19 protein-coding genes and 3 tRNA genes are annotated in these 24,241 nt (G+C 43.6%); 1 reads left to right on the top strand and 21 read right to left on the bottom strand.

Translation table 11 applies throughout. The features are described 5' to 3' along the window. Window positions 1-19: 19 nt before the first annotated feature. Together JQM82_RS06915 and cls are read right to left on the bottom strand one after the other, a co-directional pair. Window positions 20-1,306: an adenylosuccinate synthase gene (locus tag JQM82_RS06915; protein ID WP_235249353.1), complete on the bottom strand. Its 1,287-nt coding sequence runs from the start codon at window positions 1,304-1,306 to the stop codon at window positions 20-22. Window positions 1,307-1,497: 191 nt separating this feature from the next. Next, window positions 1,498-3,063: a cardiolipin synthase gene (gene cls, locus JQM82_RS06910; RefSeq protein ID WP_235249352.1), complete on the bottom strand. Its 1,566-nt coding sequence runs from the start codon at window positions 3,061-3,063 to the stop codon at window positions 1,498-1,500. 162 nt (window positions 3,064-3,225) lie between these two features. Between cls and JQM82_RS06905 the strand changes: the two genes are divergently transcribed. Beyond that, window positions 3,226-3,567 (top strand): hypothetical protein, encoded by a 342-nt coding sequence (locus JQM82_RS06905; RefSeq protein ID WP_235249351.1) that lies wholly within the window; start codon window positions 3,226-3,228, stop codon window positions 3,565-3,567. A gap of 79 nt (window positions 3,568-3,646) precedes the next feature. On the opposite strand, the gene JQM82_RS06900 is transcribed toward JQM82_RS06905, so the two are convergent. The 19 genes from JQM82_RS06900 to JQM82_RS06810 all read right to left on the bottom strand — a co-directional run bounded on the left by JQM82_RS06900 (window position 3,647) and on the right by JQM82_RS06810 (window position 24,191). Continuing rightward, on the bottom strand, window positions 3,647-5,044 hold the full coding sequence (locus JQM82_RS06900) for a PLP-dependent aminotransferase family protein (RefSeq protein WP_235249350.1): 1,398 nt from the start codon (window positions 5,042-5,044) through the stop codon (window positions 3,647-3,649). A gap of 16 nt (window positions 5,045-5,060) precedes the next feature. After that, a complete protein-coding gene (locus JQM82_RS06895; RefSeq protein ID WP_235249349.1) occupies window positions 5,061-6,728 on the bottom strand; it encodes a glutamine--tRNA ligase/YqeY domain fusion protein in 1,668 nt (555 codons plus the stop codon). An 89-nt stretch (window positions 6,729-6,817) separates the two neighbouring features. After that, window positions 6,818-7,516, bottom strand: coding sequence for an NUDIX domain-containing protein (locus tag JQM82_RS06890; RefSeq protein WP_235249348.1), 699 nt, complete (start codon window positions 7,514-7,516; stop codon window positions 6,818-6,820). A gap of 28 nt (window positions 7,517-7,544) precedes the next feature. Further along, entirely contained in the window at window positions 7,545-8,882 is a 1,338-nt protein-coding gene (locus JQM82_RS06885) for an MATE family efflux transporter (protein ID WP_235249347.1), read from the bottom strand. A 63-nt stretch (window positions 8,883-8,945) separates the two neighbouring features. Continuing rightward, window positions 8,946-9,018 (bottom strand) — tRNA-Thr (locus JQM82_RS06880). Window positions 9,019-9,084: 66 nt separating this feature from the next. Further along, a complete protein-coding gene (gene sigH / locus JQM82_RS06875) occupies window positions 9,085-9,729 on the bottom strand; it encodes an RNA polymerase sporulation sigma factor SigH (protein WP_235249345.1) in 645 nt (214 codons plus the stop codon). Continuing rightward, window positions 9,701-10,453 carry a 23S rRNA (guanosine(2251)-2'-O)-methyltransferase RlmB gene (gene rlmB, locus JQM82_RS06870; RefSeq protein ID WP_235249344.1) on the bottom strand — a complete coding sequence of 251 codons (753 nt, stop codon included), beginning with the start codon at window positions 10,451-10,453 and terminating at the stop codon, window positions 9,701-9,703. The genes sigH and rlmB overlap by 29 nt, the downstream gene beginning before the upstream one ends. A gap of 9 nt (window positions 10,454-10,462) precedes the next feature. Continuing rightward, complete coding sequence (locus JQM82_RS06865) at window positions 10,463-10,906, bottom strand: Mini-ribonuclease 3 (RefSeq protein ID WP_235249343.1); 444 nt, start codon at window positions 10,904-10,906, stop codon at window positions 10,463-10,465. Next, window positions 10,891-12,297 carry a cysteine--tRNA ligase gene (cysS, locus tag JQM82_RS06860; RefSeq protein WP_235249342.1) on the bottom strand — a complete coding sequence of 469 codons (1,407 nt, stop codon included), beginning with the start codon at window positions 12,295-12,297 and terminating at the stop codon, window positions 10,891-10,893. Before cysS ends, JQM82_RS06865 begins: the two co-directional genes overlap by 16 nt. Continuing rightward, entirely contained in the window at window positions 12,284-13,003 is a 720-nt protein-coding gene (gene epsC / locus JQM82_RS06855) for a serine O-acetyltransferase EpsC (protein ID WP_235249341.1), read from the bottom strand. The genes cysS and epsC overlap by 14 nt, the downstream gene beginning before the upstream one ends. 393 nt (window positions 13,004-13,396) lie before the next feature. Next, window positions 13,397-15,445 (bottom strand): sensor histidine kinase, encoded by a 2,049-nt coding sequence (locus JQM82_RS06850; protein WP_235249340.1) that lies wholly within the window; start codon window positions 15,443-15,445, stop codon window positions 13,397-13,399. After that, window positions 15,417-16,124: a response regulator transcription factor gene (locus tag JQM82_RS06845; RefSeq protein ID WP_235249354.1), complete on the bottom strand. Its 708-nt coding sequence runs from the start codon at window positions 16,122-16,124 to the stop codon at window positions 15,417-15,419. The genes JQM82_RS06850 and JQM82_RS06845 overlap by 29 nt, the downstream gene beginning before the upstream one ends. A 193-nt stretch (window positions 16,125-16,317) precedes the next feature. Next, window positions 16,318-17,316 (bottom strand): GNAT family N-acetyltransferase, encoded by a 999-nt coding sequence (locus JQM82_RS06840; protein ID WP_235249339.1) that lies wholly within the window; start codon window positions 17,314-17,316, stop codon window positions 16,318-16,320. Window positions 17,317-17,362: 46 nt separating this feature from the next. Further along, window positions 17,363-17,905, bottom strand: a complete 543-nt coding sequence (ispF, locus tag JQM82_RS06835; RefSeq protein WP_235249337.1) for a 2-C-methyl-D-erythritol 2,4-cyclodiphosphate synthase — start codon at window positions 17,903-17,905, stop codon at window positions 17,363-17,365. A 3-nt stretch (window positions 17,906-17,908) separates the two neighbouring features. Then, window positions 17,909-18,217 carry a hypothetical protein gene (locus tag JQM82_RS06830; RefSeq protein WP_235249335.1) on the bottom strand — a complete coding sequence of 103 codons (309 nt, stop codon included), beginning with the start codon at window positions 18,215-18,217 and terminating at the stop codon, window positions 17,909-17,911. 164 nt (window positions 18,218-18,381) lie between these two features. Then, window positions 18,382-18,455 (bottom strand) — tRNA-Met (locus tag JQM82_RS06825). 14 nt (window positions 18,456-18,469) lie between these two features. After that, a tRNA-Val gene (locus tag JQM82_RS06820) sits at window positions 18,470-18,542 on the bottom strand. A gap of 182 nt (window positions 18,543-18,724) precedes the next feature. Then, a complete protein-coding gene (gene gdhA / locus JQM82_RS06815) occupies window positions 18,725-20,059 on the bottom strand; it encodes an NADP-specific glutamate dehydrogenase (protein ID WP_235249334.1) in 1,335 nt (444 codons plus the stop codon). 364 nt (window positions 20,060-20,423) lie between these two features. Further along, complete coding sequence (locus JQM82_RS06810) at window positions 20,424-24,191, bottom strand: phosphoribosylformylglycinamidine synthase (protein ID WP_235249333.1); 3,768 nt, start codon at window positions 24,189-24,191, stop codon at window positions 20,424-20,426. Window positions 24,192-24,241 lie beyond the last annotated feature (50 nt).

Here is a 24,241-nt window from a genome sequence, read left to right as displayed (position 1 = left end):
ATCCCCTGTTATCTCTTTTTTATTTTTCTACATTTCTATAGATAATATCCGTTCTGCCCGGCCCGTTAGAAACCATCGTAATCGGGTAGCCGATCTGTTCTTCCACAAACTCCACATATTTTCTGCAGTTTTCCGGGAGATCTTCATAATTCTTAATTCCGCGGATGTCACATTTCCATCCCGGAAGAGTCTTAAGAACCGGTTTGGCTTTTTCCAGAAGATGCGTTGTCGGGAAGTCTGTGGTAACTTCTCCATCAATCTCATATCCCACACACACCGGGATCTCATCCAGATATCCAAGTACATCCAGTACCGTGAATGCCACATCCGTTGTTCCCTGCATTCTGCATCCATACTTGGATGCAACACAGTCAAACCATCCCATTCTTCTAGGACGTCCGGTCGTAGCACCAAACTCTCCGCCGTCACCTCCGCGACGTCTCAGCTCATCTGCTTCCTCTCCAAATATCTCACTGACAAAGGCTCCGGCTCCAACCGCACTGGAATAAGCCTTGCATACAGTCACAACCTTCTGAATCTCATATGGAGGAATTCCGGCACCGATCGCTCCATATCCTGCAAGAGTCGAGGAAGACGTAACCATCGGATAGATTCCGTGATCAGGATCCTTCAGGGAACCAAGCTGACCTTCCAGAAGAATCTCTTTTCCTTCTTTTATCGCATTGTGCAGATAAAGAGACGTATCACATACGTACGGCTCTACCATCTTCTTATATTCCTGCAGCTCCTGATATAATTCATCCGGATCGATTGCCGGCTTATGATACAGATGCTCCAGCAGGACATTCTTCTGCTCGGCAACACGGACAACTTTTTCCTTTAACAGTTCATCATCAAAAAGCTCACTTACCTGAAAGCCAATTTTTGCATATTTATCTGAATAAAATGGAGCAATACCTGACTTTGTAGAACCAAAAGACTTTCCTCCCAGTCTTTCTTCCTCATATGCATCAAAATTCTTATGATAAGACATTACCATCTGTGCACGGTCAGACACCAGGATCTTCGGCATTGGAACGCCCTTATCTATGATTGACTGAATCTCTTTAAACAGAACCGGAACATCCAGCGCAACACCATTTCCTATAATACTGGTTGTGTGATTATAGAATACACCTGACGGCAGTGTATGCAGTGCAAACTTTCCATAGTCATTTATAATCGTGTGTCCTGCATTGGCACCTCCCTGAAATCTTACAATGATATCCGCCTCCTGAGCAAGCATGTCTGTGATCTTACCCTTTCCTTCATCGCCCCAGTTGGCGCCAACTACTGCTTTTACCATATCCATTCCTCCTGCGTTATTAACATAACTCATCGTTCATCTTATGTGGCCATAAAAAGCCACCTTGCATATTATACTATATTTTTCTTTTTATGTAAAATGCATTTTACATCGTTTCTGCAATATCTTGCAATTAATCGCCTGTTTTTAGTCTTTTTTCCATCCTCTTATGGCATATGTACATCTCATGGCTACATCAGCGGAGCAAACAGTTTCAGAACCTGACCCGAGATTTTGGTAAATGCTGTCATATTTTTCACCTCTGTCAGAGTCACTTTGTGGCTCTTTGCAAGAGTCTGCTGGAAATCTCTTTCCACTCTGTCTACTTCCGAATTATTATATATGAAAACACCGTTTTCAAAATGCAGATACAGACTTCGGTAATCCAGATTGATACTTCCTATGGTTGCCGTGTCATCATCTGACACAAATACTTTTGCATGCACAAATCCAGGCGTATATTCATAGATCTGCACACCGCCCTGTATCAGTTCTTTGTAATATGTCTTTGCAACTGCAAATGCATACCACTTATCCGGAATATGTGGCATGATTATGATGACTTCTATTCCGCTCTTGGCTGCCCGTATCAGTGTTGTCAACATCTCGTTATCCAGAATCAGGTATGGAGTCATAATATGCACATACTTCTTTGCATGATTCAAAATATGGAAATATACCTCTTCTCCCACATTTTCATTATCAAACGGACTGTCCGCATAAGGGATCACATACCCCATCTCCCGACGAAGTCCCTCACGCTTCGGAGTCAGATATCTTGCATAGCTGTCTAAGCCACGTTCATCAACATTCCACATCTGCAGGAAGATTATTGTCAGGCTCTGTACGGCATCTCCACGGAGCATAATCGCTGTATCCTTCCAGTGTCCAAACCTTACTTTCCTGTTAATATATTCATCCGCAAGATTCACACCACCTGTGAATCCTACTTTGCCATCAATGACACAGATCTTCCGGTGGTCTCTGTTATTCTGTACGGTTGACACAAACGGACGAATCTTATTGGACATCTTACATTTAATATCATACTTTTTGAGTTTTGTCGGATAGTTATACGGGAGCATCGTAAATGCGCACATTCCGTCATACATAAATCGTACTTCGACTCCCTCCCGGGCCTTATCAATCAGAATATCCAGAATGGTATCCCACATATCCCCCTCTTCCACAATAAAATATTCCATAAAAATGAATTTTCTGGCTTTTTTAAGTTCGGCTACCATATGTTTAAACATGTACTCTCCCAGGGGAAAATACCTTACCTCTGTATTGCGATAAGTTGGAAATCCCAACTGATGAGAAAGATAATAGGACAGCTGAGCATTTGCCGATTTGCTTGCACGCAGGGCATTTACAATCTCCGGATCCTGTTCCATAAAAACATCTGTCTCTACTTTCAGCACGGCATGTCGGTTTTTCATATATCTCGTTTCTAACTGAAGCTGAACGTAGATATAAAACAGAGTTCCCATCACGGGCAATGCCAGAACCAGAAGCATCCACGTCATCTTAAATGCCGGATTTCCTTCAGAGTTAATGATATAGATCAGAACCACAATTTCAAGAATGGTCAGCGCACCATAAATATAAGTTGCATATTCCTGCAAAGAGATTGTCATACTGACCAATACCCCTATCTGCAGTAATATCAGGAGCACAAAAATCCCAGCTCTACTAAATACGATCTTGAACAAGCCCTTCTTTGCCGTTCGTTTCGTTTCACTTTCTTTCTTCAATTCCTTCTCCTTCTTTCAATCCTTTCTCAATTTCAGATATATTGTACAGTGTACCACACTTTCATTTTCTTCTCAACTTACAGATATTTTATTTTATTTTTATAGGAAAAAGTACATAATATGTGATATGATAGAGATAATAATCGAAAGGAGTTCATGATCATGGAAAAATGGATTAAAAAAATATTAGGACTTGCTGCTGCTGGCGGTGCAATTGCAGGACTTATCTATTATTTTAAGAAAAAAGAAAACAGTGAAGAAGACGACTTCTCTGATGATTTCGAAGATGACGACTTTGATCTTGACAGTGATCTGCAACCGTTAGACCGCGAATATGTCAACCTGAACACTGCTCCAAAAGAAGAAGCGGCTGAAAAGACAGAGGACGAACCTTCCAAAGAAGATCCTGAGGAAGTGACTGCAGAAGAGCCTGGGGAAGTGACTGCAGAAGAGCCCGAGGAAGCTGCTTCAGAAGAGACCAGGGAAGTGACCACAGAAGAATAATTATAGAAATAAAACAGGATTGCCGGAAAAAATGATCAACCCCTGATATTCCGGCAATCCTTTCTTTTTATGAGCTGAATTATGCTCTCCAGCATTGATTCAATATCTTCACCGCATCTTTAATATCCTGTTCCGCAAGGTTCGCATAACCCAGAAGAATCGTCGGCTCTGTCTGATCATCCTTCTCAATGCAATAATCTGACAATCCATATACACGGATATCCTGTTCCAATGCCCGATCTATCAGTTCCTTTTCCGACATTCCATTATGAAAAGTCAGAAGGAGATGAACTCCGCCATGTTCTCCGGAGATACTGCAGATATCTTCCAGTGGGCGAAGAGCCTCAATCAGCACATCATGCCGGTTCTTATATAATGCTCTTGTCTTATTCAGATGTCTCTCATAATATCCATCCTCAATAAACTTCTGAACGATCTGCTGATCTACCTTGGAAACCGTAGAATTTACGAAACTGCTTCTGATACGATATGCATCCATCAACGTCCACGGAAGTACCATATAACTGAGTCGGATCGCAGGAGCGATTGACTTTGAAAACGTTCCCAGATAGATGACCTTATCCTGAACATCATATCCCTGAAGTGCCGGAATCGGCTTGCCCTTATATCTGAATTCACTGTCATAATCGTCTTCCACAATATATCTTCCCGGCTTCCGATAAGACCATTTCAAAAGTTCCATTCTTCGTCGGATCGGCATAATAATTCCAGTTGGATACTGATGTGACGGCGTCACATAGGCAATATCTGCTCCCGATTCTTCCAGTTCTCTGACATTCATTCCATACCTGTCCAGTGATACAGGAACCGTCTGATAGGCCATTCCATTAGCAACCCGGTATGCCTGCTTATATGTGGGATCCTCAAAAGCGATTTTATGTTCCGGACCAAGGATCATTCCAAGGAGCATAAATATATAATCACTTCCTGCCCCGATCACGATCTGCTCCGGGGAGCAGTTCACTCCCCGGGCCTGATACAGGTAATTACTGATTGCATTGCGGAATCCGGCCTCTCCCTGTGGATCACCGGACCGGAATAATTCTGTCTTATCATCAATCAACACATCTTTCGAAAGCTTTCTCCAGACATTGTACGGAAAGCTCTTTAGATCAACACCATTCGGCGTAAAATCATACCGATAGACTTTTTGATCTTTTTTCCTGATCGGTATCCGGTCCTGTCCCTTTTGCAGATGATACAGCTCATCGATCTGTGCCACAAAAAAGCCGCGATAAGGTGCGGATTCAATATATCCCTCTGACAAAAGCTGCTCATAAGCAAGCTCTACCGTACTTCGACTGACCTCCAGATACTTTGACAAGGCTCTCGTTGACGGAAGTTTCTCTCCCTTCGGAATCTTGCCGATTTGAATATCCGACTTAATATAATCATAGATCTGCTCGTACAGTGGTTTTTTTGAGTGAAGATTTAAATTTATCGTCAGTTCGTTCATAGCTGATCCACACTGCTTACTTTGGCAGTTTAAATGAACTCTTCAGTGATACGATACGGTTAAACACCAGATTCTCTGGAGTAGAATCCTTAGAATCAATACAGAAGTATCCATTTCTGACAAACTGGAAGCTGTCATGCGGGCCTGCTTCCTGGAAGCTGTTCTCCACATAGCATTCTTTTAAGATTTCAAGAGAATTCGGGTTCAGATTCAGAGAACCATCTTCTTTATTGTATACGCCCTTTTCTTCATCGATGAGATTTTCATAGAGTCTTACTTCTGCCTTCTTTGCATAAGGCGCTGCTACCCAGTGAATCGTCCCCTTAACTTTACGTCCGGTAAATCCGCTTCCGCACTTTGTCTCCGGATCATAAGTACAATGTACCACTGTGACATTGCCATCCGCATCCGTCTCATAATTTTCACATTTTACAAAATATGCATGCATCAGACGCACTTCATTGCCCGGGAACAGCCGGAAATACTTTTTCGGCGGATCAATCATGAAGTCATTACGTTCAATGTAAAGTTCACGGCAGAACGGAACCTTACGCATTCCAAGCTCCGGATTCTCCATGTTATTATCCACATCCAGATACTCTACTTCTCCCTCCGGATAGTTATCGATCACAAGTTTGATTGGATCCAGTACTGCCATCATACGTGGCTTTTTCAGCTTCAGATCTTCCCGGATGCAGTATTCCAGCATCGCATAATCTACAGAGCTCTGGCTCTTGGATACTCCGCACATCTCAATGAACATCTTAATAGACTCCGGTGTAAATCCTCTTCTTCTGAGAGCCGCAATGGATACCAGCCTCGGATCATCCCAGCCGTCCACGATACCATCCATGACCAGCTTCTTAATATATCTCTTTCCGGTAACCACATTCGTCAGATACAGCTTGGAGAATTCAATCTGGCGCGGTGCCGGATCAAATTCACATTCTTTTACCACCCAGTCATACAGTGGTCTGTGATCCTCAAACTCCAAAGTACAGATGGAATGTGTGATATGTTCCACTGCATCCTCGATCGGATGAGCAAAATCATACATCGGATAGATACACCATTTGTCTCCGGTATTGTGATGCGTCATGTGCGCCACACGATAGATAACCGGATCACGCATATTGATATTCGGAGAGGCCATGTCAATCTTTGCACGAAGAACTCTCTCTCCGTCTTTGCACTTTCCATCCTTCATCTCCTCAAACAATCTTAAGTTTTCTTCAATAGAGCGATTCCGGTACGGACTGTTCTTTCCGGGCTCCGTTAATGTTCCACGATACTCACGGATCTCCTCAGCTGTCAGATCACAGACAAATGCTTTTCCCTTTTTGATAAGTTTGACCGCACACTCATACATGACGTCAAAGTAATCGGATGCAAAATACAGATGCTCTTTCCAATCTGCACCAAGCCATTTTACATCTTCCTTAATAGATTCGACGAATTCCATATCTTCTTTCATAGGATTCGTGTCATCAAATCTCAGATGAAACGTACCGTTATATTTCTTTGCAAGTCCTGAATTCAGAAGAATAGACTTTGCATGTCCGATATGCAGATATCCGTTTGGCTCCGGCGGAAATCTGGTACATACTTCACTGTAAACTCCTTCTGCAAGATCCTTATCTATTTCCTGTTCAATAAAATTTTTAGAAACTGTTTCTTCTCCCATAGGTCTCCTCCTTGTAGATACTTCAATTATGCTCATTATCTTATCATAAAAAATATAGTGAAACAAGGTTGATTCCACCTTTTCGCCAGCTACAGACGATTTTTCAGCAATACGAGCGCCTGAACTATGATCGCCGCATGATCTGCTGCCAGCATCCCCATCTCTTCGACAGAATACTTTTCTTCCCTGATCAGTCCACACGTCATATCTCGTTTTACCACGGCCGTTGTGTCAAGCTCACGGTCTGCATTTTCTATGTGAAGCACATAGAGATCCTGCTCCCGCTCCTTTGTCCATTCTGTCTGCTTTAACTCCAGTCGGACATCACACCATGCTGCATCCGCTGCATCATCTCCCGCCTGTACCTCTACCTGTTTCTCTTCTACCAGTGCCATATATGCTGTTGTGATCACACGTGTTCTGGGATCCCTGTCGCAATCTCCATATGTCCCGATCTGCTCCATCACGAGGCCTTTCACCCCGGTCTCTTCTTCCAGCTCCCGTCTGGCCGTATCATCCAGATCCTCATCCAGATTAATGAACCCTCCCGGCAATGCCCAGTATCCGATACTTGGATGATTTTTTCTCTTCACCAGCAGAATTTTCAGGCCCGAAAGAGACGCCTCCAGCTGATCTGTATATGCAAATATAACCGCATCCGTCGTGCAGCTCGGTGTACGATATCTGTATGGATCATACGCTTCCAGAAATTCCTCCAGTGTCTGTCCATTTGCATTTTTTTCTCCTGTTCCTTTAAATCTTGACACATCTTTTAAAAATGACGGCATACTTTTTTCCTTCTTTCCTTTTCTACATTTATTTTTTTAACGTCATCCAGGTTCCTTTCCATGCATAGAGAATGATCAGAATCATTCCCATAATCCAGGATAACGGATATACGCACATCAGTCGGAACAATTCATGAACCTCATGAAGCGCCACCGTAATCCAGATTACACGAAATACACACAGAGAAAACAGAATAATCAACATCGGCTGAAGTGTATGACCGGTTCCCCGGATACTTCCCGCCATGACATGCAGGATCGAAAGAGACCAGTAGAACGGACAGAAAAACTTCATAATATAGACTCCATATTCCACTACTTCCCGGTTATCCGTAAATACGCCTATCACCTGAGGTGCAAAAATCAAAAGCAGAATTCCTGTTATGATCGTATATATCACGCCCATTGCCAGCGAGACATACATTCCTTTTTTTACACGGTCATATCTGCCAGCTCCTGTGTTTTGTCCGACAAATGTGGTAGCTGCTGTACTGAAGCTCATAACCGGAAGAATGTTAAATCCGTCAATCTTAATATAAGCCGCAAATCCCGCCATCACATCCGCACCAAAACTGTTCACACTGGACTGTACGATTACATTGGAAAATGAGATCACCACATGTTGAATACCGGTCGGAAGTCCGACTTTAATAATCCTTGCCGGCAACTGGTCATAGAACCGGATCTCCTTAAGCCTCACCTGATAGCATTCCCTGCTGCGAATCAGAAAACGCAGAATAAAAATGCAGGACAAAAGCTGACTGATATCCGTTGCCAGAGCAGCTCCGACAATCCCCATATGAAACACTACAACCAGAAGAAGATCCAGTAAAATATTGGAAACTGCCGCGATGATCAGATAGATCAGTGAACGTCTGGAATTACCTACCGCATTCAGAATTCCTGCTGACATATTATAGATGACGGAAAAGATAATTCCACCAAAAAAAATCTGCAGATACAGTACCGCCTGTCCAAACACTTCCTGCGGGGTTCCCATCATTCTTAAGAGCGTCGGAACCAGTATAATTCCAATCAGTGTCATAAAAGCCCCTGCCACAATCGCAATCGCCAGCGTTGTGTGCACCGCTTTTCTTACCTCTTCGCTTTCCTGCGCACCAAAAAGCTGTGCGATCACAACTCCCGCACCTGCAGAAGCTCCCACGCAGAATCCGATCAGAAGATTAATAACCGATCCACTGGAACCAACTGCCGCAAGAGCCTCGCTTCCAATATAATTTCCCACAATGATCGAATCCATCGTGTTATACAATTGCTGAAATAGATTCCCAAGAATCAGCGGAATTGCATAGAACAACAGATTCTTCCAGATCGCGCCCTCTGTCATGGCTGTTGTCTTCTTCATATCCTTTTCCTCTTTTCTTCATACCAAAGAAAAACCCTTGATGATCATCAAGGGTTTTCCGTAAGCTGCCTAGCGGAATCGAACCGCCGACCTCCGCCTTACCAAGGCGACGCTCTACCGACTGAGCCAAGGCAGCACGCATATGTGATATGCAACATTGATAATATACAATATAAGAGGTCAATTTGTCAACCTTATTCTATTATTTATTTTCTGATTTCAATATCTTTTCCGTCTTACCCTTGATTCTCTGAAGCGCATTATCAATCGTCTTTGGACTGCGGTCCAGAAGTCTGGCAATCGTCCGGTAATCTGTTCCAAGAAGGTGGAGATACAGCACTCTGTTCTCCAGATCACTCAGACTTTCCTCCAGGCGGCTTTCAATCAATTCTGCAAATTCCCGACTCACAAACAGTTCCTCCGGATTGGTCTCTTTCGAAGCTTCCACTGTATCGATCAGAGAGCTCTGATCTTCTCCTTTTTCATACAGGGAAACATAACTGTTCAACGGACTGTGTTTCTTTCTTTTGGAAGCCTCGATCGCTGAATACATCTGTCTGGTAATACATAGTTTTGCGAAACTGAAAAAAGAAGTCTCCTGTTCTGGATCATAGTCCTGCACAGCCTTGAACAGTCCGATCATCCCTTCCTGAATCAGATCATCATTTTCTCCGCCGAGAAGATACATGGCATTTGCCTCCTTGCGGACCAGATACTTATACTTCTCCATGATATAGTCCATGATCTTTTTGTCTCCACTTCTTTGCATCCGGATCAACTGCTCATCCGTCATCTGATTATAATTTGACTTTCCCATTCTACTGTAATCTCTGTCTGACGATCTCATAAGCCAGTACACCTGCTGCCACAGATGCATTCAGAGAGTCAATATCTCCTTTCATCGGAATGCTGGCAATATAATCACAGTGGTCTTTCACCAGCCTGCTTACACCTTCCCCTTCATTTCCAATCACCAGTCCGATCGGTCCTTTCAGGTTCAGATCATACATGGAGCTTCCTCCCATATCGGCACAGACAAACCAGAGGCCTTTTTCTTTCAACTCCTCCATTGTTCTTGTCATATTGGTAACCTTTGCCACCGGTGTATAATTCAGAGCTCCTGCCGAAGTCTTCGCCACCGTAGCCGTAAGTCCCACGGCCCGCCTTTTCGGGATAATCACTCCATGTGCACCTGCAAGATTTGCCGTACGGATGATCGCCCCCAGATTGTGCGGATCCTCAATGTTGTCCAGAAGGATCAGGAATGGATCCTCACCGCGCTCTCTGGCAAGTTCCAGCATATCCTCCACTTCTGAATACTCATAAGCCGCTGCAAGTGCAATCACTCCCTGGTGCTTTCCCGTCGCAGATATCTGTGACAGTCGTTCCTTTTCCACAAACCGGATCAAAGTATCATGCTTCCTTGCTTCTCTTACAATCGTTCGTACCGGACCATCCTGACACCCGTCCAGCACATACAGCTTATCAATCGGTTTTCCCGACCGGAATGCCTCCAGAACTGCATTGCGCCCTTCAATCATATTTTCATTCACATGTTTTTCGTTATTCATACAGACTCCTTATACACTTTCCAGACTATCTAATCCTATTTTAACCAGATCGAGCATTCTTTTCCACTCTTTTTTCAAATACAGATATCCCATCAGAGCCTCGAACCCTGTCGCTCTGCGGTAATCGGTAATAGACTGGTTCTTGGCGGGTGATATACTTTTGGCATTTCTTCCTCTTTTATACACTGCATGCTCATCCTCTGTCAGATGCTCCTGTATCGTGCGCATCATTCTGGACTGCGCAGACGCCTGTACCAGAGAACTGGTCATGCGGTGCAGTTTCTGCACCTGTTTATTCCCTTCATTAATCACCAGGGATTTGATGATCAGATCGTAGATACTGTCCCCGATATATGCCAAAGTAAGAGGTGAATATTCTCTGATATCCACCTCCTGCATTTGAAACAAGTCCTGCATATAAGTGTCAAACTGCCACTCTACGCTCTTTTCCATTGTACTCCTTCTCGGGTATCTTTTAATACGATACCCTTCTCAAGTAATTCATCTCTGATTGCATCCGCTCTGGCAAAATCCTTTGCCTTACGCGCTGCCTGGCGCTCTTCAATCAGTTTTTCAATCTCTTCATCCAGCATCTCTTCCTTTTTGTCTACGATCAGTCCAAGAACATCGGTCAGCTTCACCAGAAGGTCAAACATTGCCTGAAGATACTCTCTGGAGCTGTCTGCACTCGCCGTTGTATTGATATATTTTACCAGATCAAAGACTGCTGCCACCGCATCGGCTGTATTAAAGTCATCCTCCATGGCTGCTTCAAACTTCTGCACGAATTCATCCGCTTTTGCATAAGCTTCCTTTTCTTCCTCCGTGATAGCCTCTGCTTTTGCATTGCCCATTAAGAACTTCAGATTGTCAGCTGCATTGACAATACGTTCCAGTCCATTCTTGGATGCTTCCATCAGATCAGCACTAAAGTTCAGCGGACTTCTGTAATGAGCACTCAGCATAAAGAATCTCAGCACCTGCAGATCATACTGCTCGCTGATTTCACGTACCGTACGGAAGTTGCCAAGAGATTTGCTCATCTTACGGTTATCGATGTTCAGAAATGCATTATGCATCCAGTATTTTGCAAATTCCTTGCCGTTGGCGGCTTCACTCTGAGCAATTTCATTTTCGTGATGCGGGAATACCAGGTCTTCCCCACCTGCGTGGATGTCGATCTGCTCTCCCAGATATTTCTTTGACATCTCAGAGCACTCGATATGCCATCCCGGCCGTCCTTCACACCATGGAGAAGTCCATGCAGGCTCTCCTTCTTTTTTTGGCTTCCACAGTACAAAATCCAATGGATCTTCCTTTTCATCTTCTCCTGTAACCAGAAGAGAACGTTCACCGGAACGAAGATCATCCAGGTTCTTATGGGAAAGCTTTCCATAATCTTTAAACTTCCTGGTACGGTAATATACGGTACCGTTTTTCTCATAAGCATATCCCTTGTCGATCAGCGTCTGGATCATATCGACCATCCCACAGATTTCTTCTGTCGCCAGAGGATTCCTGGTTGCAGGCTTGATGTTCATGCCATCCATATCTTTTTTGCACTCTGCGATATAACGCTTAGATATCTCATCAGAAGAAACGCCTTCCTCTATCGCCTTTTTGATGATCTTATCGTCTACATCCGTAAAATTAGACACATAATTCACATCATATCCTTTATACTCAAAATATCTTCTGACTGTATCAAATACAATCATCGGTCTTGCGTTTCCAATATGGATAAAGTTATAAACAGTCGGACCACATACGTACATCTTGACTTTTCCTTCTTCCAAAGGTACAAATTCTTCTTTCTGTCTGGATAATGTGTTAAATATTTTCATCGTTCTTTTCCTCTCCTTCTAATGTTTTCGCACTTTCCTCTTCTTTACAGTTTTTACATTTCATCTGTTTTTCCATCTCGAGAATCTGTCTGTGCATGCGCAGGTTATCTTCCTGCAGTGCCATAATATCATTGCTGATCGGATCCGGAAGATGTACCTGATCCAGATCCAGACGCGGAATCTTCTCATCGCCCATCTTCACAATTCTTCCCGGAACACCTACCACCGTACAGTTTGGCGGCACTTCTTTGAGAACGACACTGCCGGCTCCGATCTTGGAATTCTCCCCAATCGTAAAGGAACCTAAGACCTTCGCTCCGGCGCTGACCATAACATTATCCTTCAGCGTAGGATGACGCTTTCCCTTTTCTTTTCCGGTTCCTCCAAGGGTTACTCCCTGATACAGTGTAATATTGTCTCCAAGTTCAGCTGTCTCTCCGATAATCACGCCACTTCCATGATCAATAAAAAGCCCTTTTCCGATCTTTGCTCCCGGATGAATCTCGATTCCCGTCTTTCTGGCTGCTCTCTGAGAAACCCATCTGGCAAGAAAATAATGCTTTTTCAGATACAGCTTATGCGCAACTCTGTAATGCAGAATTGCCTTAAAACTGGAATACAGGAATACCTCCATATTAGATTTGATTGCAGGATCTCTTTCCCGGATCACCTGGATCTCCTCTTTCACATATGATATCATACCCATGACAATCTCTCCTTTTGATTCAACTGAAATAAGTTTTATAGCGTAAAAAAACTTCGCCTCCTGCAATACAAGAGACGAAGTATATCCGCGGTTCCACTCTTATGAAAGAATCTCTTCTGTACCATCCCGCAAGATGAACGAAAACATTCTACCCTCCATACACGTAACGTGTGTAATCCCGTATCCGGCTAATACTCCCTCCGCATCAGATACTCACATGCAGTCAGTTTTTTCACCAGATCGACTCCCGGACGCACTTCACAGCCACTTTGCTTAAAACTGCTTTCAGCCGGTGACAGTTTTTCTCTGAAAGCTCCATAATCTGCTACTCTTCCCGTTCTACGTCTTTGCCATATTGATTATATATTATGCGAAAACACAGAATTTGTCAACCTATTTCCACCGAATCTCCACCTTAAACAGATCTGCCTCTGTCTCAATCCTGAGCTTTCCTTTCTGAAGCTCCACAAAGCTTTTCACGATTGCAAGGCCAAGTCCGGATCCTTCTGTATTTCTGGAGCTGTCTCCTCTTACGAAACGTTCCGTAATCTCCTCCGGATTAAAGTCAAGCTCTTTTGCAGAAACATTTTTCATGCGCACTACCGTTTCTTCTCCTTCCCGGCAGATATCTACATAGACCCTCGTATGAGGCAGCGCATACTTCACAATGTTGATCAGCAGATTTTCAAAAATACGGTAGGTCTTCTGACTGTCAAGTGACACAATAATCTTCTCCGGATCGTATGTACACCGGAATTCCAGATCTGCTTTTGTAATCTTATCTTCCAGCTCCAGTTTTACCTGTTTGAAAAGATTCACAATGTCCACATCCGTAATGTCAAGTGTCACATTTTTACTACTCGCCTTGCTGATTTCGAACAAATCCTCGATCAGGGCTTTCAGACGCATGGACTTACGGTCCAGCACATCAATATACTCTTTTTGATTCTGTGGATCTGTTTCCTCCTTCAGAAGATTCACATACGTAATGATTGCAGTCAGCGGTGTCTTCAGATCGTGCGAAACATTCGTGATCAGTTCCGTCTTCATCCGCTGACTTTTCACCTCTTCATCCACCGCTTTTTTGAATCCTGTCTGAATCTTTCCAATCTCTGTCTTAAACGGTTCAAATATTCCAAGGTCTTCCGTGATCTCCAGATCCAGATTACCTCCGGCGATCTCTTCGGTAGCTTTTAAAAGAACAGCATACTTTTTCTGGAGATCTCCATAAAACTTTCGAAGGATAAAGAACAGTATCACCGAATAGATGATCAGCGCCATGATACCAAAGAACCACATACAGCAAATCAAGCTTAGAAGAATGAAGTTCCAAAGTACAATCGTCAGAATCATCCGGTTATTCTTCTGAGAAAAATCAATACTCATAACAGATTCATATCCCTTCCGGAACCATCTTTTCCCTGTATCCGCGATGAATCTTGCCGCTTTCTTCGCATAATGCCACAGTGGGCAAAACAATGTGCGCTCTTTCATATATGTTCTGACTCCAAGCACATAGATCTGGCGCACACAGGATGCTGCCCAGTAGGTAACCGTAAACACCAGGATCCAGACTGCGACATCCAGCATATTAATTACCCCTTTATTTCTATAAAGCAGCCATTCGCACTGATTCACCACGATCCCGAATACAACAAAGAACAAGACGGCAACCACTTCAAACCGGGCCTGAAAGATGGTCTCCCGACCAGTCTGTAAAGACGGAATCATCGGATAAATCCATGCCAGAATCGCAACCGCAAGCATCAGTATCAACATATAATTATACATCTGATCCGGCACAGCAGCTTCATAATAGTACCAGTCTGCCAGATACGTCTCCATATTCTCTTTTGTCATTGCAAATATATACGTCCGGTTTTTTGGTGTCTGAAGAATATCTTTCCACTCTTCATGATTTTCATCAAAATGATTGAGAATCTCCCGAAGATATGTGGTCTGTTCTTTTTTGTAATCACTCTTTTTGATCACAACCTCCGGTGTTCCGTACTTATCATATGTAACAATCATTCCGATCGCATAAGAATTCAGATTATTTTCCGACAGGGACTGTCCAGATTCTACAACACTTTTTGCAATGATCTTACCTTCCTCACCTCTCACCTGATAATCCAGATATGGATACAAATAATCAAACTGATCAAGCTCATAGGTTATGTTTTCCTCCAGCCATGTTCTAATTTCTTCCTGATCTATATCTTCTCTTTCAGTTTCCTGATTATACAAAATATACGAAGCTTCGATAAATCGCACCAGAAAATCAGTCGATGTAGCAGCTGACCGGCTGGAACTCTCCATCAGTTTCTGCGACTGTGCATACCACACAGAATATGGCGACATCATTACGACCGATGCTGCTATTATTGTAACTATCATTAATACGACTGCCAGCTTATGCCTGTTTTTCAATTTTGTATCCAACTCCCCACACCACCTTTAAATATTTGGGATCTTTTGAATTGATCTCTATCTTTTCACGAATATTTCTTACATGAACCATAATCGTCTCCGTATTCACCGCCCGTTCATTCCATACTCTCTCATAGATCTCTTCCGCAGAAAAAATCCGTCCCGGACTCTTCATAAGCAAAAGCAGGATCTTGTATTCCGTCGGTGTCAGCTTCACCGATTCTCCGTCCACGGTCACTTCCATGGTATCCTCATTGATTTCCAACCCGCCGATGGTATGAACATGAGCATCTTTCTCATTACTCTGCAGCCGCTCCATAAACCGCCGGTAACGCCGAAGCTGGGAATTGACTCTCGCCAGAAGTTCCATCGGAGTAAACGGCTTTGTCACATAATCATCTGCCCCCATATTAAGTCCCATGATCTTATCTACCTCCTCTGATTTGGCAGATAAGAATATCACCGGAAAATCATACTTTTCCCGTAGTCGGATCGTCATCTGGATCCCATCCATTCTTGGCATCATTACATCCACGATTGCCAGATGAATTTCCTCTCTTTCAATGACTTCCAGTCCTTCCACACCATCCGCCGCCTGATACACCTGATACCCCTGGCTTCGCAGATAGATTTCTACACCTTCCCTGATTTCTTTATCGTCTTCCACTACCAGAACATGATTCATTTCCATTGCTGTCATTCCTTTCTTTCTTCCTGTGTAAAACCAGATATTTCTACATCTCTAAGACCTCCTTTGTTGTGATGTATTTATCGTAAAGGAGAAATCTTAAGAGCGAGATGTTAGAATTCTAAAGATATTCTAAAGAAATAGGATTGTTGCAAACTGATTCGACAGAAACATCGTTTGCAACAATCCCATACTTTTAAACCACTTCATTCAGATAGATCCTGGATAAAGGAATCATTTTCCTCAGTTCTTCTTTCATCCGTTCTGACATGTTCACGCCGTCTTCTTCACAAATTTCGTCCGGTGTTTTTGCACCGAACACCAGACTTGCAAGCGCTGCAACCGTAATCGTCCCTTCGCTGTTCTCTCGTTTTCCATCCATCAGCATGACACCGGAGAACTCCGTTCCCGTGATCATAACACAGCGATTATTCTCTTCGATCAACGGATCTGTAATCTGGAAACAGGTACCCATAAAGCTTGTAAGTCGAAGCGACATCAGCATTCTTCTGACATCGACAATCCGAACCATGATCTTCGGCTTGTCCTCTGCCTCGTCTTCTCCGGCATCAATCCGGATATCAACAATCTGTCCGTCCTTTCGGAACACTTTCAGACATCCCCCGTCACTTGCGTATTCATGAATCAGTCGCTTGTAATAAGCAACATCCCTTTTGGCGTACACTTGATATCCATCTGCCAGATGTCCGGATGCATATTTCGCAATCTCTTCACAATCTGCTTCGGAAGCCGTAGTAACCAGGATGCCCCTTTCCACATCCTGCTTATGATAATAGAATCGCTTCTGTTCGTATACGGTTCGAAAATCAAATGGAAGATAAATATTTTCAGATGCAGGCATCAAAAAGGTAAATGTCTCCCCATTATGATACATCTCATTTAATGCATTTTTCAAAAGGGCCGCCATATATCCACGCTTGCGATAGGACTGCTGCGTCGCAACAGCCACAATGTAATTGGCATCTTTTTCACTCCCGTTAACCAGAAGCTTATATGGATTCAGATGAAGCATTGCTCTGATTTCTCCCGCTTCTTCTATTACATAGATCTGATTATCCTTTGTTTTCTCGGTATAGTAATAGTCCACAAAACTTTCACTGTCTTCAGAAAACACTTCTTCATACAACGCTCTGGACAGCTTCTTTTCTTCTGCTGTTAAACTTTTTAATTTCATAATCCGACCACTCCTGTATGACCTGTCATTCTGTCTGTATCTACAATCATTTTTTTAAACAGCCGCCGCAGCCGGCACATCCGACTTCTCCCGGTCCGACTGTATAACTGTAATTTGCAATAGTCTCAAGACATGCGATTGCCTGTGCAGAGATACCTTCCCCGCTCCCGGTAAATCCCAGTCCCTCTTCCGTAGTTGCCTTAATATTGATCTGATCCACTTCAATATGCAGTGCATTCGCGACATTCTGACGCATGATCTCTATATACGGTGCCATTTTCGGACGTTGTGCTATGATCGTTGCATCGATATTGCCGATCACATACATCCTGTCCTCAATCAATTGTCCTACATGTTCCAGCAGCCGGATACTGGATATTCCTTTATACTGTGGATCTGTATCCGGAAAATGTTTTCCGATATCTCCAAGTGCTGCCGCTCCAAGAAGAGCATCCATGATCGCATGAAGAAGCACATCTGCATCTGAATGCCCCAGCAGACCCTTTTCATACGGAATTATCACTCCTCCCAGTATCAGATTTCTGTCCTCCACCAGACGATGAACATCATAACCCATTCCAACTCTCATTGATCACACCTCTGTCTTTGTATTCTCATCTTCACAACTGACTTCTTTTATATCATTCTTATCTGCTTTCCTCTCATCCGGAACGTCTTCTGATTCCTCTTCATCCTCGTCCTCATAATCCTTCCGGTAAAGTACCAGAACCGCATTTGCCAGAAGGAACAGACCAATTCCCATAAAAGCGATTCCGATCAGCATAAACAACATGACATTATCCGAATTCCCCTCCAGGACTCCTTTAAAAAGATCAAATCCCAGATATATCAGATATCCTCCTGCCAGAATTCTGATGATCATTCTACTCTTTGTTGGCATATAGAATCCTCCTTTTTCATCTATTTCATGCATACGATACACGTTTTTTCATATGTTTTGTATTATATATGATTTTATATTATTTGTATATATGAATCATCAAAAGATTTCTTATACTCCCGCCGTACAAAAAAAGAGAACCACTTCTGTGATTCTCTCTTTAGTAGCGGGAACTGGATTTGAACCAGCGACACCACGGGTATGAACCGTGTGCTCTAGCCAACTGAGCTATCCCGCCATATTCGGTATATATGGGACCAATAGGGCTCGAACCTATGACCCTCTGCTTGTAAGGCAGATGCTCTCCCAGCTGAGCTATGATCCCATATTTTGTAAGTTCTTCTCTCGAACCGACTCCGTCATTATACTATTAAACCTCATCAAATGTCAACACTTTTTTTCATTTTTTTATTTTTCTTTTATTTTCTTTTTTCATGGTAAGACCCTCGTCGGATCTGCTGATCTTGCAGGGGTCTTACCGTGTATTATCAATTCTGCAATCTGATACTATACAATTCCCTGAGCGTTCATGGCATCTACTACTTTTTCAAATCCTGCGATATTAGCTCCGGCAACATAGTTGCCTTCCATACCATATCGTTTTGCTGCATCGTCCATGTTGTGGCAGATATTGACCATAATATCCTTCAGTTTTGCATCCACTTCGTCAAATGACCAGCTTAAGCGTTCACTGTTCTGAGACATTTCAAGTGCAGATGTTGCCACACCTCCGGCATTTGCTGCCTTTCCCGGTGCAAAGAGAACACCGTTTGCCTGAAGGTACTCTGTTGCTTCCAGCGTGGTAGGCATGTTCGCACCTTCACATACTGCAACACATCCGTTTGCAACCAGCTGCTTTGCATCTTCCAGATGCAGTTCATTCTGTGTTGCACAGGGAAGTGCAAGATCCACTTTAACGGACCATACCCCACGGCCTTCATGATACTCTGAATTCGGACGATATTTCTTGTATTCCGTCAGTCTTGCGCGGTTTACTTCCTTGATTTCCTTCAATGCTTCTACATCAATGCCTTCCGGATCGTATACCCATCCGTTAGAATCGCTGACTGTAACAACTTTTGCACCCAACTGCTGTGCCTTTTCTGCTGCATAGATCGCAACATTACCAGATCCGGAGATTGCAGCTGTCATACCTTTGATAGCTTTTCCATTAATCTTAAGGAGTTCCTCTGTCAGATACAGAAGCCCATATCCGGTTGCTTCTGTTCTTGCAAGGGATCCGCCGTAGCTTAATCCTTTTCCGGTCAGAACACCTTCATATGTTCCTCTGATTCTCTTATACTGACCGAACATATATCCGATCTCTCTTGCACCTGTTCCGATATCTCCTGCCGGGACATCTTCATCTGCACCGATGTATTTACTGAGCTCCGTCATAAAGCTCTGGCAGAATGCCATGACCTCTCTGTCGGATTTTCCCTTTGGATCAAAATCAGAGCCGCCTTTTCCGCCGCCGATCGGAAGACCTGTTAATGAGTTCTTAAAGATCTGCTCAAATCCAAGGAATTTAATGATTCCAAGATTTACAGACGGATGAAGACGTAAGCCTCCCTTATATGGTCCGATTGCGCTGTTAAACTGTACACGATAACCGGTATTTACATGAACCTGTCCCTTGTCATCTACCCATGGCACACGGAACTTAATCTGTCTTTCCGGCTCTACAAGTCTCTCAAGAAGAGCATCTCTTCTGAACTTTTCTTCGTTTGCTTCCACTACCACTCTTAATGATTCTAATACTTCTTTGACTGCCTGGTGGAATTCCGGTTCTGCCGGATTCTTTGCTACTACCTTCTCCAGGACTTCATCAACATATGACATTGCCATATACCTCCTAATGTAATATCCTTCAAAGTCGCCGCATACTACAGGTTTCTCAACTATTATCCCTTCAATTCCTGCGAATGGCCTGACACAGGAAAAGCACCTTCTGCGTAAGTATGCAAAAAAAGAACGGGCAGACAAATGTCCACCCGTTTTTCTCAGACGCCTTTGTCCATTACTATTGTAAGAGAAAACTCTTAAGAACGCAAGACGTTTGTCAAAATTTTATCTTATTTATTGAATTTTGATTCAGCAAATCCTGCATTATGCAACTCGTATGCACTTAAAACGCATTTATTTTAGTAGGTTCGTTTATCTATTATCAATTATTTATGAAACAGATCGCGCTCCAAATTGCATTTTATTTAAAATATGCAACACCAGATTCAAATATCTTCAGATCCTGCTCTCCATAGATATTCTTAGCAACAGAGCGTGCACGTCTTTCTGAATGTGCCATCTTTCCAAGCACACGTCCGTCCGGACTTGTAATTCCCTCGATTGCGCAGTAAGAACCGTTCACATTCCACTCTTCATTCATCGTGATATTTCCATCCGGATCGCAGTACTGTGTTGCAACCTGTCCATTTGCAAACAGCTTATCCAGCCACTCTTTGCTTGCAACAAAACGTCCTTCTCCATGAGATGCCGGATTCGTATATACACCGCCAAGTTCTGCCTGCTGAAGCCATGGAGACTTGTTGGTTACAACTTTCGTGTATACCATCTTGGAAATATGGCGTCCGATCGTGTTGTATGTCAGTGTCGGAGAATCTGATGTCTGTCCGGTGATCTCACCGCCCGGTACAAGACCGAGCTTGATCAGCGCCTGGAAACCATTACAAACGCCGAGTACCAGTCCGTCCCGTTCATTCAGAAGCTTCTCTACTGCCTCTTTCATCTTTGCATTCTGGAATGCAGTTGCAAAGAACTTCGCGGAACCATCCGGCTCATCACCGGCACTGAATCCACCTGGGAACATAATAATCTGGGACTGGCCGATTGCCTTTTCAAATACATCCACGGAATCAATGATATCAGAAGCACTCATATTTCGGAAGACTTTTGTAATCACTTTTGCACCGGCTCTCTCAAACGCTCTTGCACTGTCATACTCACAGTTGGTTCCCGGGAATACCGGAATAAATACCGTCGGCTGAGCAATCTTATGACTGCAGATATGGATATCAGAAGTACGATACAGGCCAGTCTCAATCTTCTCTTCCTGTCCTTCTGCCCCGGAATTGGTCGGGAATACTTTCTCCAGTGGCTCTTCCCATGCTGCCACTGCATCTGAAAGTGCAATCTTCATGCCGCCGTAAGTAATCGCTGCATCTTCTGTCACTTCACCAATCACTGTATATGTAATCGAAAGTTCAGATACTTTATCAGCCGGAACTTCTGCAATGATATCACCAAAAGCAGGAGTAAACAGGTCTCTTGCATCCACATTATGCTCAATCTTCACACCCATTCCATTACCAAAAGCCATCTTGCTGACAGCCGCTGCGATACCGTGTCTATCAAGCGCATATGCTGATACAATCTTTCCGCTGTGTACGTCCTCTGCAAATTTTCCATACTGATCCATGACTTTCTCATATACAGGAACATCATATTCATCCGTCTCAATCTGAAGCCATACCAGCTTGTTTCCTGCATTTTTAAGTTCAGGTGTAATAATATCTTTTTCAGCTGCAATATCCACTGCAAATGATACCAGTGTCGGAGGAACATCAATATCCTCAAATGTTCCTGACATACTGTCCTTTCCGCCGATGGACGGAAGGCCGTATCCAAGCTGCGCACTATATGCACCCAGAAGTGCTGCAAACGGCTGGCTCCATCTGTGCGGATCTTCTGTCATACGACGGAAATATTCCTGGAAGGTAAAACGAATCTTGCTGTAATCTCCACCGGTTGCCACAATCTTGGCTATCGATTCTGTTACTGCATAGATTGCTCCATGATATGGACTCCATGTAGACAGATACGGGTCAAATCCATAACTCATCATTGTAACTGTATCACAGTCTCCTGTTAATACCGGAAGCTTTGCAACCATGGACTGCGTCTCTGTCATCTGGTATTTTCCGCCATGCGGCATGAATACAGAAGCAGCTCCGATGGAACCGTCAAACATCTCAACCAGTCCCTTCTGAGAGCATACATTCAGATCTCTCAGAGTCTCCATCCATTTTGCTTTCACATCATCGACTTCTTCTCTTACAAGAATGCTGTCCTTGCGACTCGGAATATCCACTGCAACCGTCGTCTCCTGATGTGCTCCGTTTGTATCCAGAAATGCTCTGGACAGATTCACAATTTCTTTTCCTCTCCAGGACAGCACCAGTCTCGGCTCTTCCGTTACTACCGCAACCTTGGTTGCCTCCAGATTCTCTTCTGCCGCATATCCCATGAATTCTTCTACATCTTTTGGATCCACAACAACAGCCATACGTTCCTGAGACTCGGAGATCGCAATCTCTGTTCCGTCAAGACCTGCATACTTCTTCGGAACCTTATCAAGATCTACTCTGAGTCCGTCTGCCAGCTCACCGATTGCAACGGATACACCACCTGCGCCAAAGTCATTACATTTTTTAATCAGTTTACTAACTTCTTCTCTCCGGAACAAACGCTGAATCTTACGTTCTGTCGGCGGATTTCCTTTCTGAACCTCTGCTCCGCAGGTCTCGATGGATTCTTCTGTATGTACCTTGGAAGAACCGGTAGCTCCGCCGCAGCCGTCACGTCCGGTACGACCGCCAAGAAGAATGATGATATCTCCCGGGTCTGATGTCTCGCGGATCACCGCACGTCTCGGTGCAGCTCCCAGAACAGCGCCGATCTCCATACGTTTTGCAACGTAATTCGGGTGATAAATCTCTTTTACAGCTCCTGTTGCAAGTCCGATCTGGTTCCCATAAGAACTGTATCCGTGCGCAGCTTCCCGAACCAGTTTCTTCTGCGGAAGCTTTCCTTTCATAGTATCTTTTACGGATACTGTCGGATCTGCAGCACCGGTCACACGCATTGCCTGATATACATAAGTACGTCCTGACAACGGGTCACGAATTGCACCGCCGAGACAGGTAGCAGCTCCACCAAACGGCTCGATCTCTGTCGGGTGATTATGTGTCTCGTTTTTAAAATTCACAAGCCACTCTTCTTCCACGCCGTCAACCTTGATTGGCACAACAATACTACATGCATTGATCTCATCGGATTCTTCCTGATCCTGTAACTTTCCTTCCTTTTTCAGTTTACGCATCGCCATCAGCGCAAGATCCATCAGGCAGACAAACTTATCCTCTCTTCCCTTAAAGATCTCACTGTGGTCATGGATATACTGTCTGTATGTCTCTTCAATCGGTGCTTTATAATCACCTTCTCCGAATGTTACATCTGTAAGCTCTGTAGAGAAGGTTGTATGACGACAATGATCGGACCAGTAAGTATCCAGAACACGAATCTCTGTCATGGACGGATCTCTGTCTTCTTCCGCCTTGAAATAATTCTGGATATGCTGAAAATCCTTAAAGGTCATCGCCAGACCGAGAGAACCGTACAATGCTTTCAGATCTTCTTCCGCCATATCCTTGAAACCGTCAAATATCTTAATATCTTCCGGCTCATCGTATTTCATGATCAATGTATCCGGCTTTGTCTCATCAGTTTCTCTGGAATCCACCGGATTAATACAGTGGGCTTTAATTGCCTCAAATTCTTCTTCTGAGATTGCTCCATCTTTCCCTTCAATCACATACGTGATTGCCGTCTTGATTACCGGCTGCTCATCTTCTTTGATAAACTGAATACACTGAACAGCAGAATCTGCACGCTGATCAAACTGACCCGGAAGGAATTCTACTGAAAACACTTTACTGTCCGGTGATACAGGGAATTCCTCCTGATACAGAGTATCTACCGGCGGCTCAGAAAAGATTCCATTACATGCTTTTTCAAATGTCTCATCTGAAATATTTTCCACATCATAACGGATCAATACACGTACACCTGCAACGTCTTTAATTCCGAGATAACTCCTTACCTCATGTTCCAGATCGGCAGCCTGCACCCCAAATCCTTCTTTCTTCTCCACGTACACTCTTCTTACATTGCTCATAAGTCATCCTCCATAAAATGTAATATACGATCTACTGGTTTCATTTTAAC

Origin of the sequence: Faecalicatena contorta (assembly GCF_021531995.1) — a bacterium.
Lineage (GTDB): Bacteria > Bacillota > Clostridia > Lachnospirales > Lachnospiraceae > Dorea_A > Dorea_A contorta_A.
Note: the sequence above shows the minus strand (reverse complement) of the source record. Positions and strands in the feature narration are given on the sequence as shown.

Excerpts from the sequence above, each read along its gene's own strand:
- JQM82_RS06895 (WP_235249349.1), bottom strand. The coding sequence starts at position 6,728 with ATGGGAGAAGAAACAGTTTCTAAAAATTTTATTGAACAGGAAATAGAT.
- JQM82_RS06840 (WP_235249339.1), bottom strand. The coding sequence starts at position 17,316 with ATGAAATTAAAAAGTTTAACAGCAGAAGAAAAGAAGCTGTCCAGAGCG.
- JQM82_RS06845 (WP_235249354.1), bottom strand. The coding sequence starts at position 16,124 with ATGGAAATGAATCATGTTCTGGTAGTGGAAGACGATAAAGAAATCAGG.
- JQM82_RS06900 (WP_235249350.1), bottom strand. The coding sequence starts at position 5,044 with ATGAACGAACTGACGATAAATTTAAATCTTCACTCAAAAAAACCACTG.
- sigH (WP_235249345.1), bottom strand. The coding sequence starts at position 9,729 with ATGAGATCGTCAGACAGAGATTACAGTAGAATGGGAAAGTCAAATTAT.
- JQM82_RS06915 (WP_235249353.1), bottom strand. The coding sequence starts at position 1,306 with ATGGTAAAAGCAGTAGTTGGCGCCAACTGGGGCGATGAAGGAAAGGGT.
- JQM82_RS06885 (WP_235249347.1), bottom strand. The coding sequence starts at position 8,882 with ATGAAGAAGACAACAGCCATGACAGAGGGCGCGATCTGGAAGAATCTG.
- JQM82_RS06905 (WP_235249351.1), top strand. The coding sequence starts at position 3,226 with ATGGAAAAATGGATTAAAAAAATATTAGGACTTGCTGCTGCTGGCGGT.
- JQM82_RS06890 (WP_235249348.1), bottom strand. The coding sequence starts at position 7,516 with ATGCCGTCATTTTTAAAAGATGTGTCAAGATTTAAAGGAACAGGAGAA.
- rlmB (WP_235249344.1), bottom strand. The coding sequence starts at position 10,453 with ATGAATAACGAAAAACATGTGAATGAAAATATGATTGAAGGGCGCAAT.
- cysS (WP_235249342.1), bottom strand. The coding sequence starts at position 12,297 with ATGAAAATATTTAACACATTATCCAGACAGAAAGAAGAATTTGTACCT.
- JQM82_RS06865 (WP_235249343.1), bottom strand. The coding sequence starts at position 10,906 with ATGGAAAAGAGCGTAGAGTGGCAGTTTGACACTTATATGCAGGACTTG.
- JQM82_RS06810 (WP_235249333.1), bottom strand. The coding sequence starts at position 24,191 with ATGAGCAATGTAAGAAGAGTGTACGTGGAGAAGAAAGAAGGATTTGGG.
- epsC (WP_235249341.1), bottom strand. The coding sequence starts at position 13,003 with ATGGGTATGATATCATATGTGAAAGAGGAGATCCAGGTGATCCGGGAA.
- ispF (WP_235249337.1), bottom strand. The coding sequence starts at position 17,905 with ATGAGAGTTGGAATGGGTTATGATGTTCATCGTCTGGTGGAGGACAGA.
- JQM82_RS06830 (WP_235249335.1), bottom strand. The coding sequence starts at position 18,217 with ATGCCAACAAAGAGTAGAATGATCATCAGAATTCTGGCAGGAGGATAT.
- gdhA (WP_235249334.1), bottom strand. The coding sequence starts at position 20,059 with ATGTCATATGTTGATGAAGTCCTGGAGAAGGTAGTAGCAAAGAATCCG.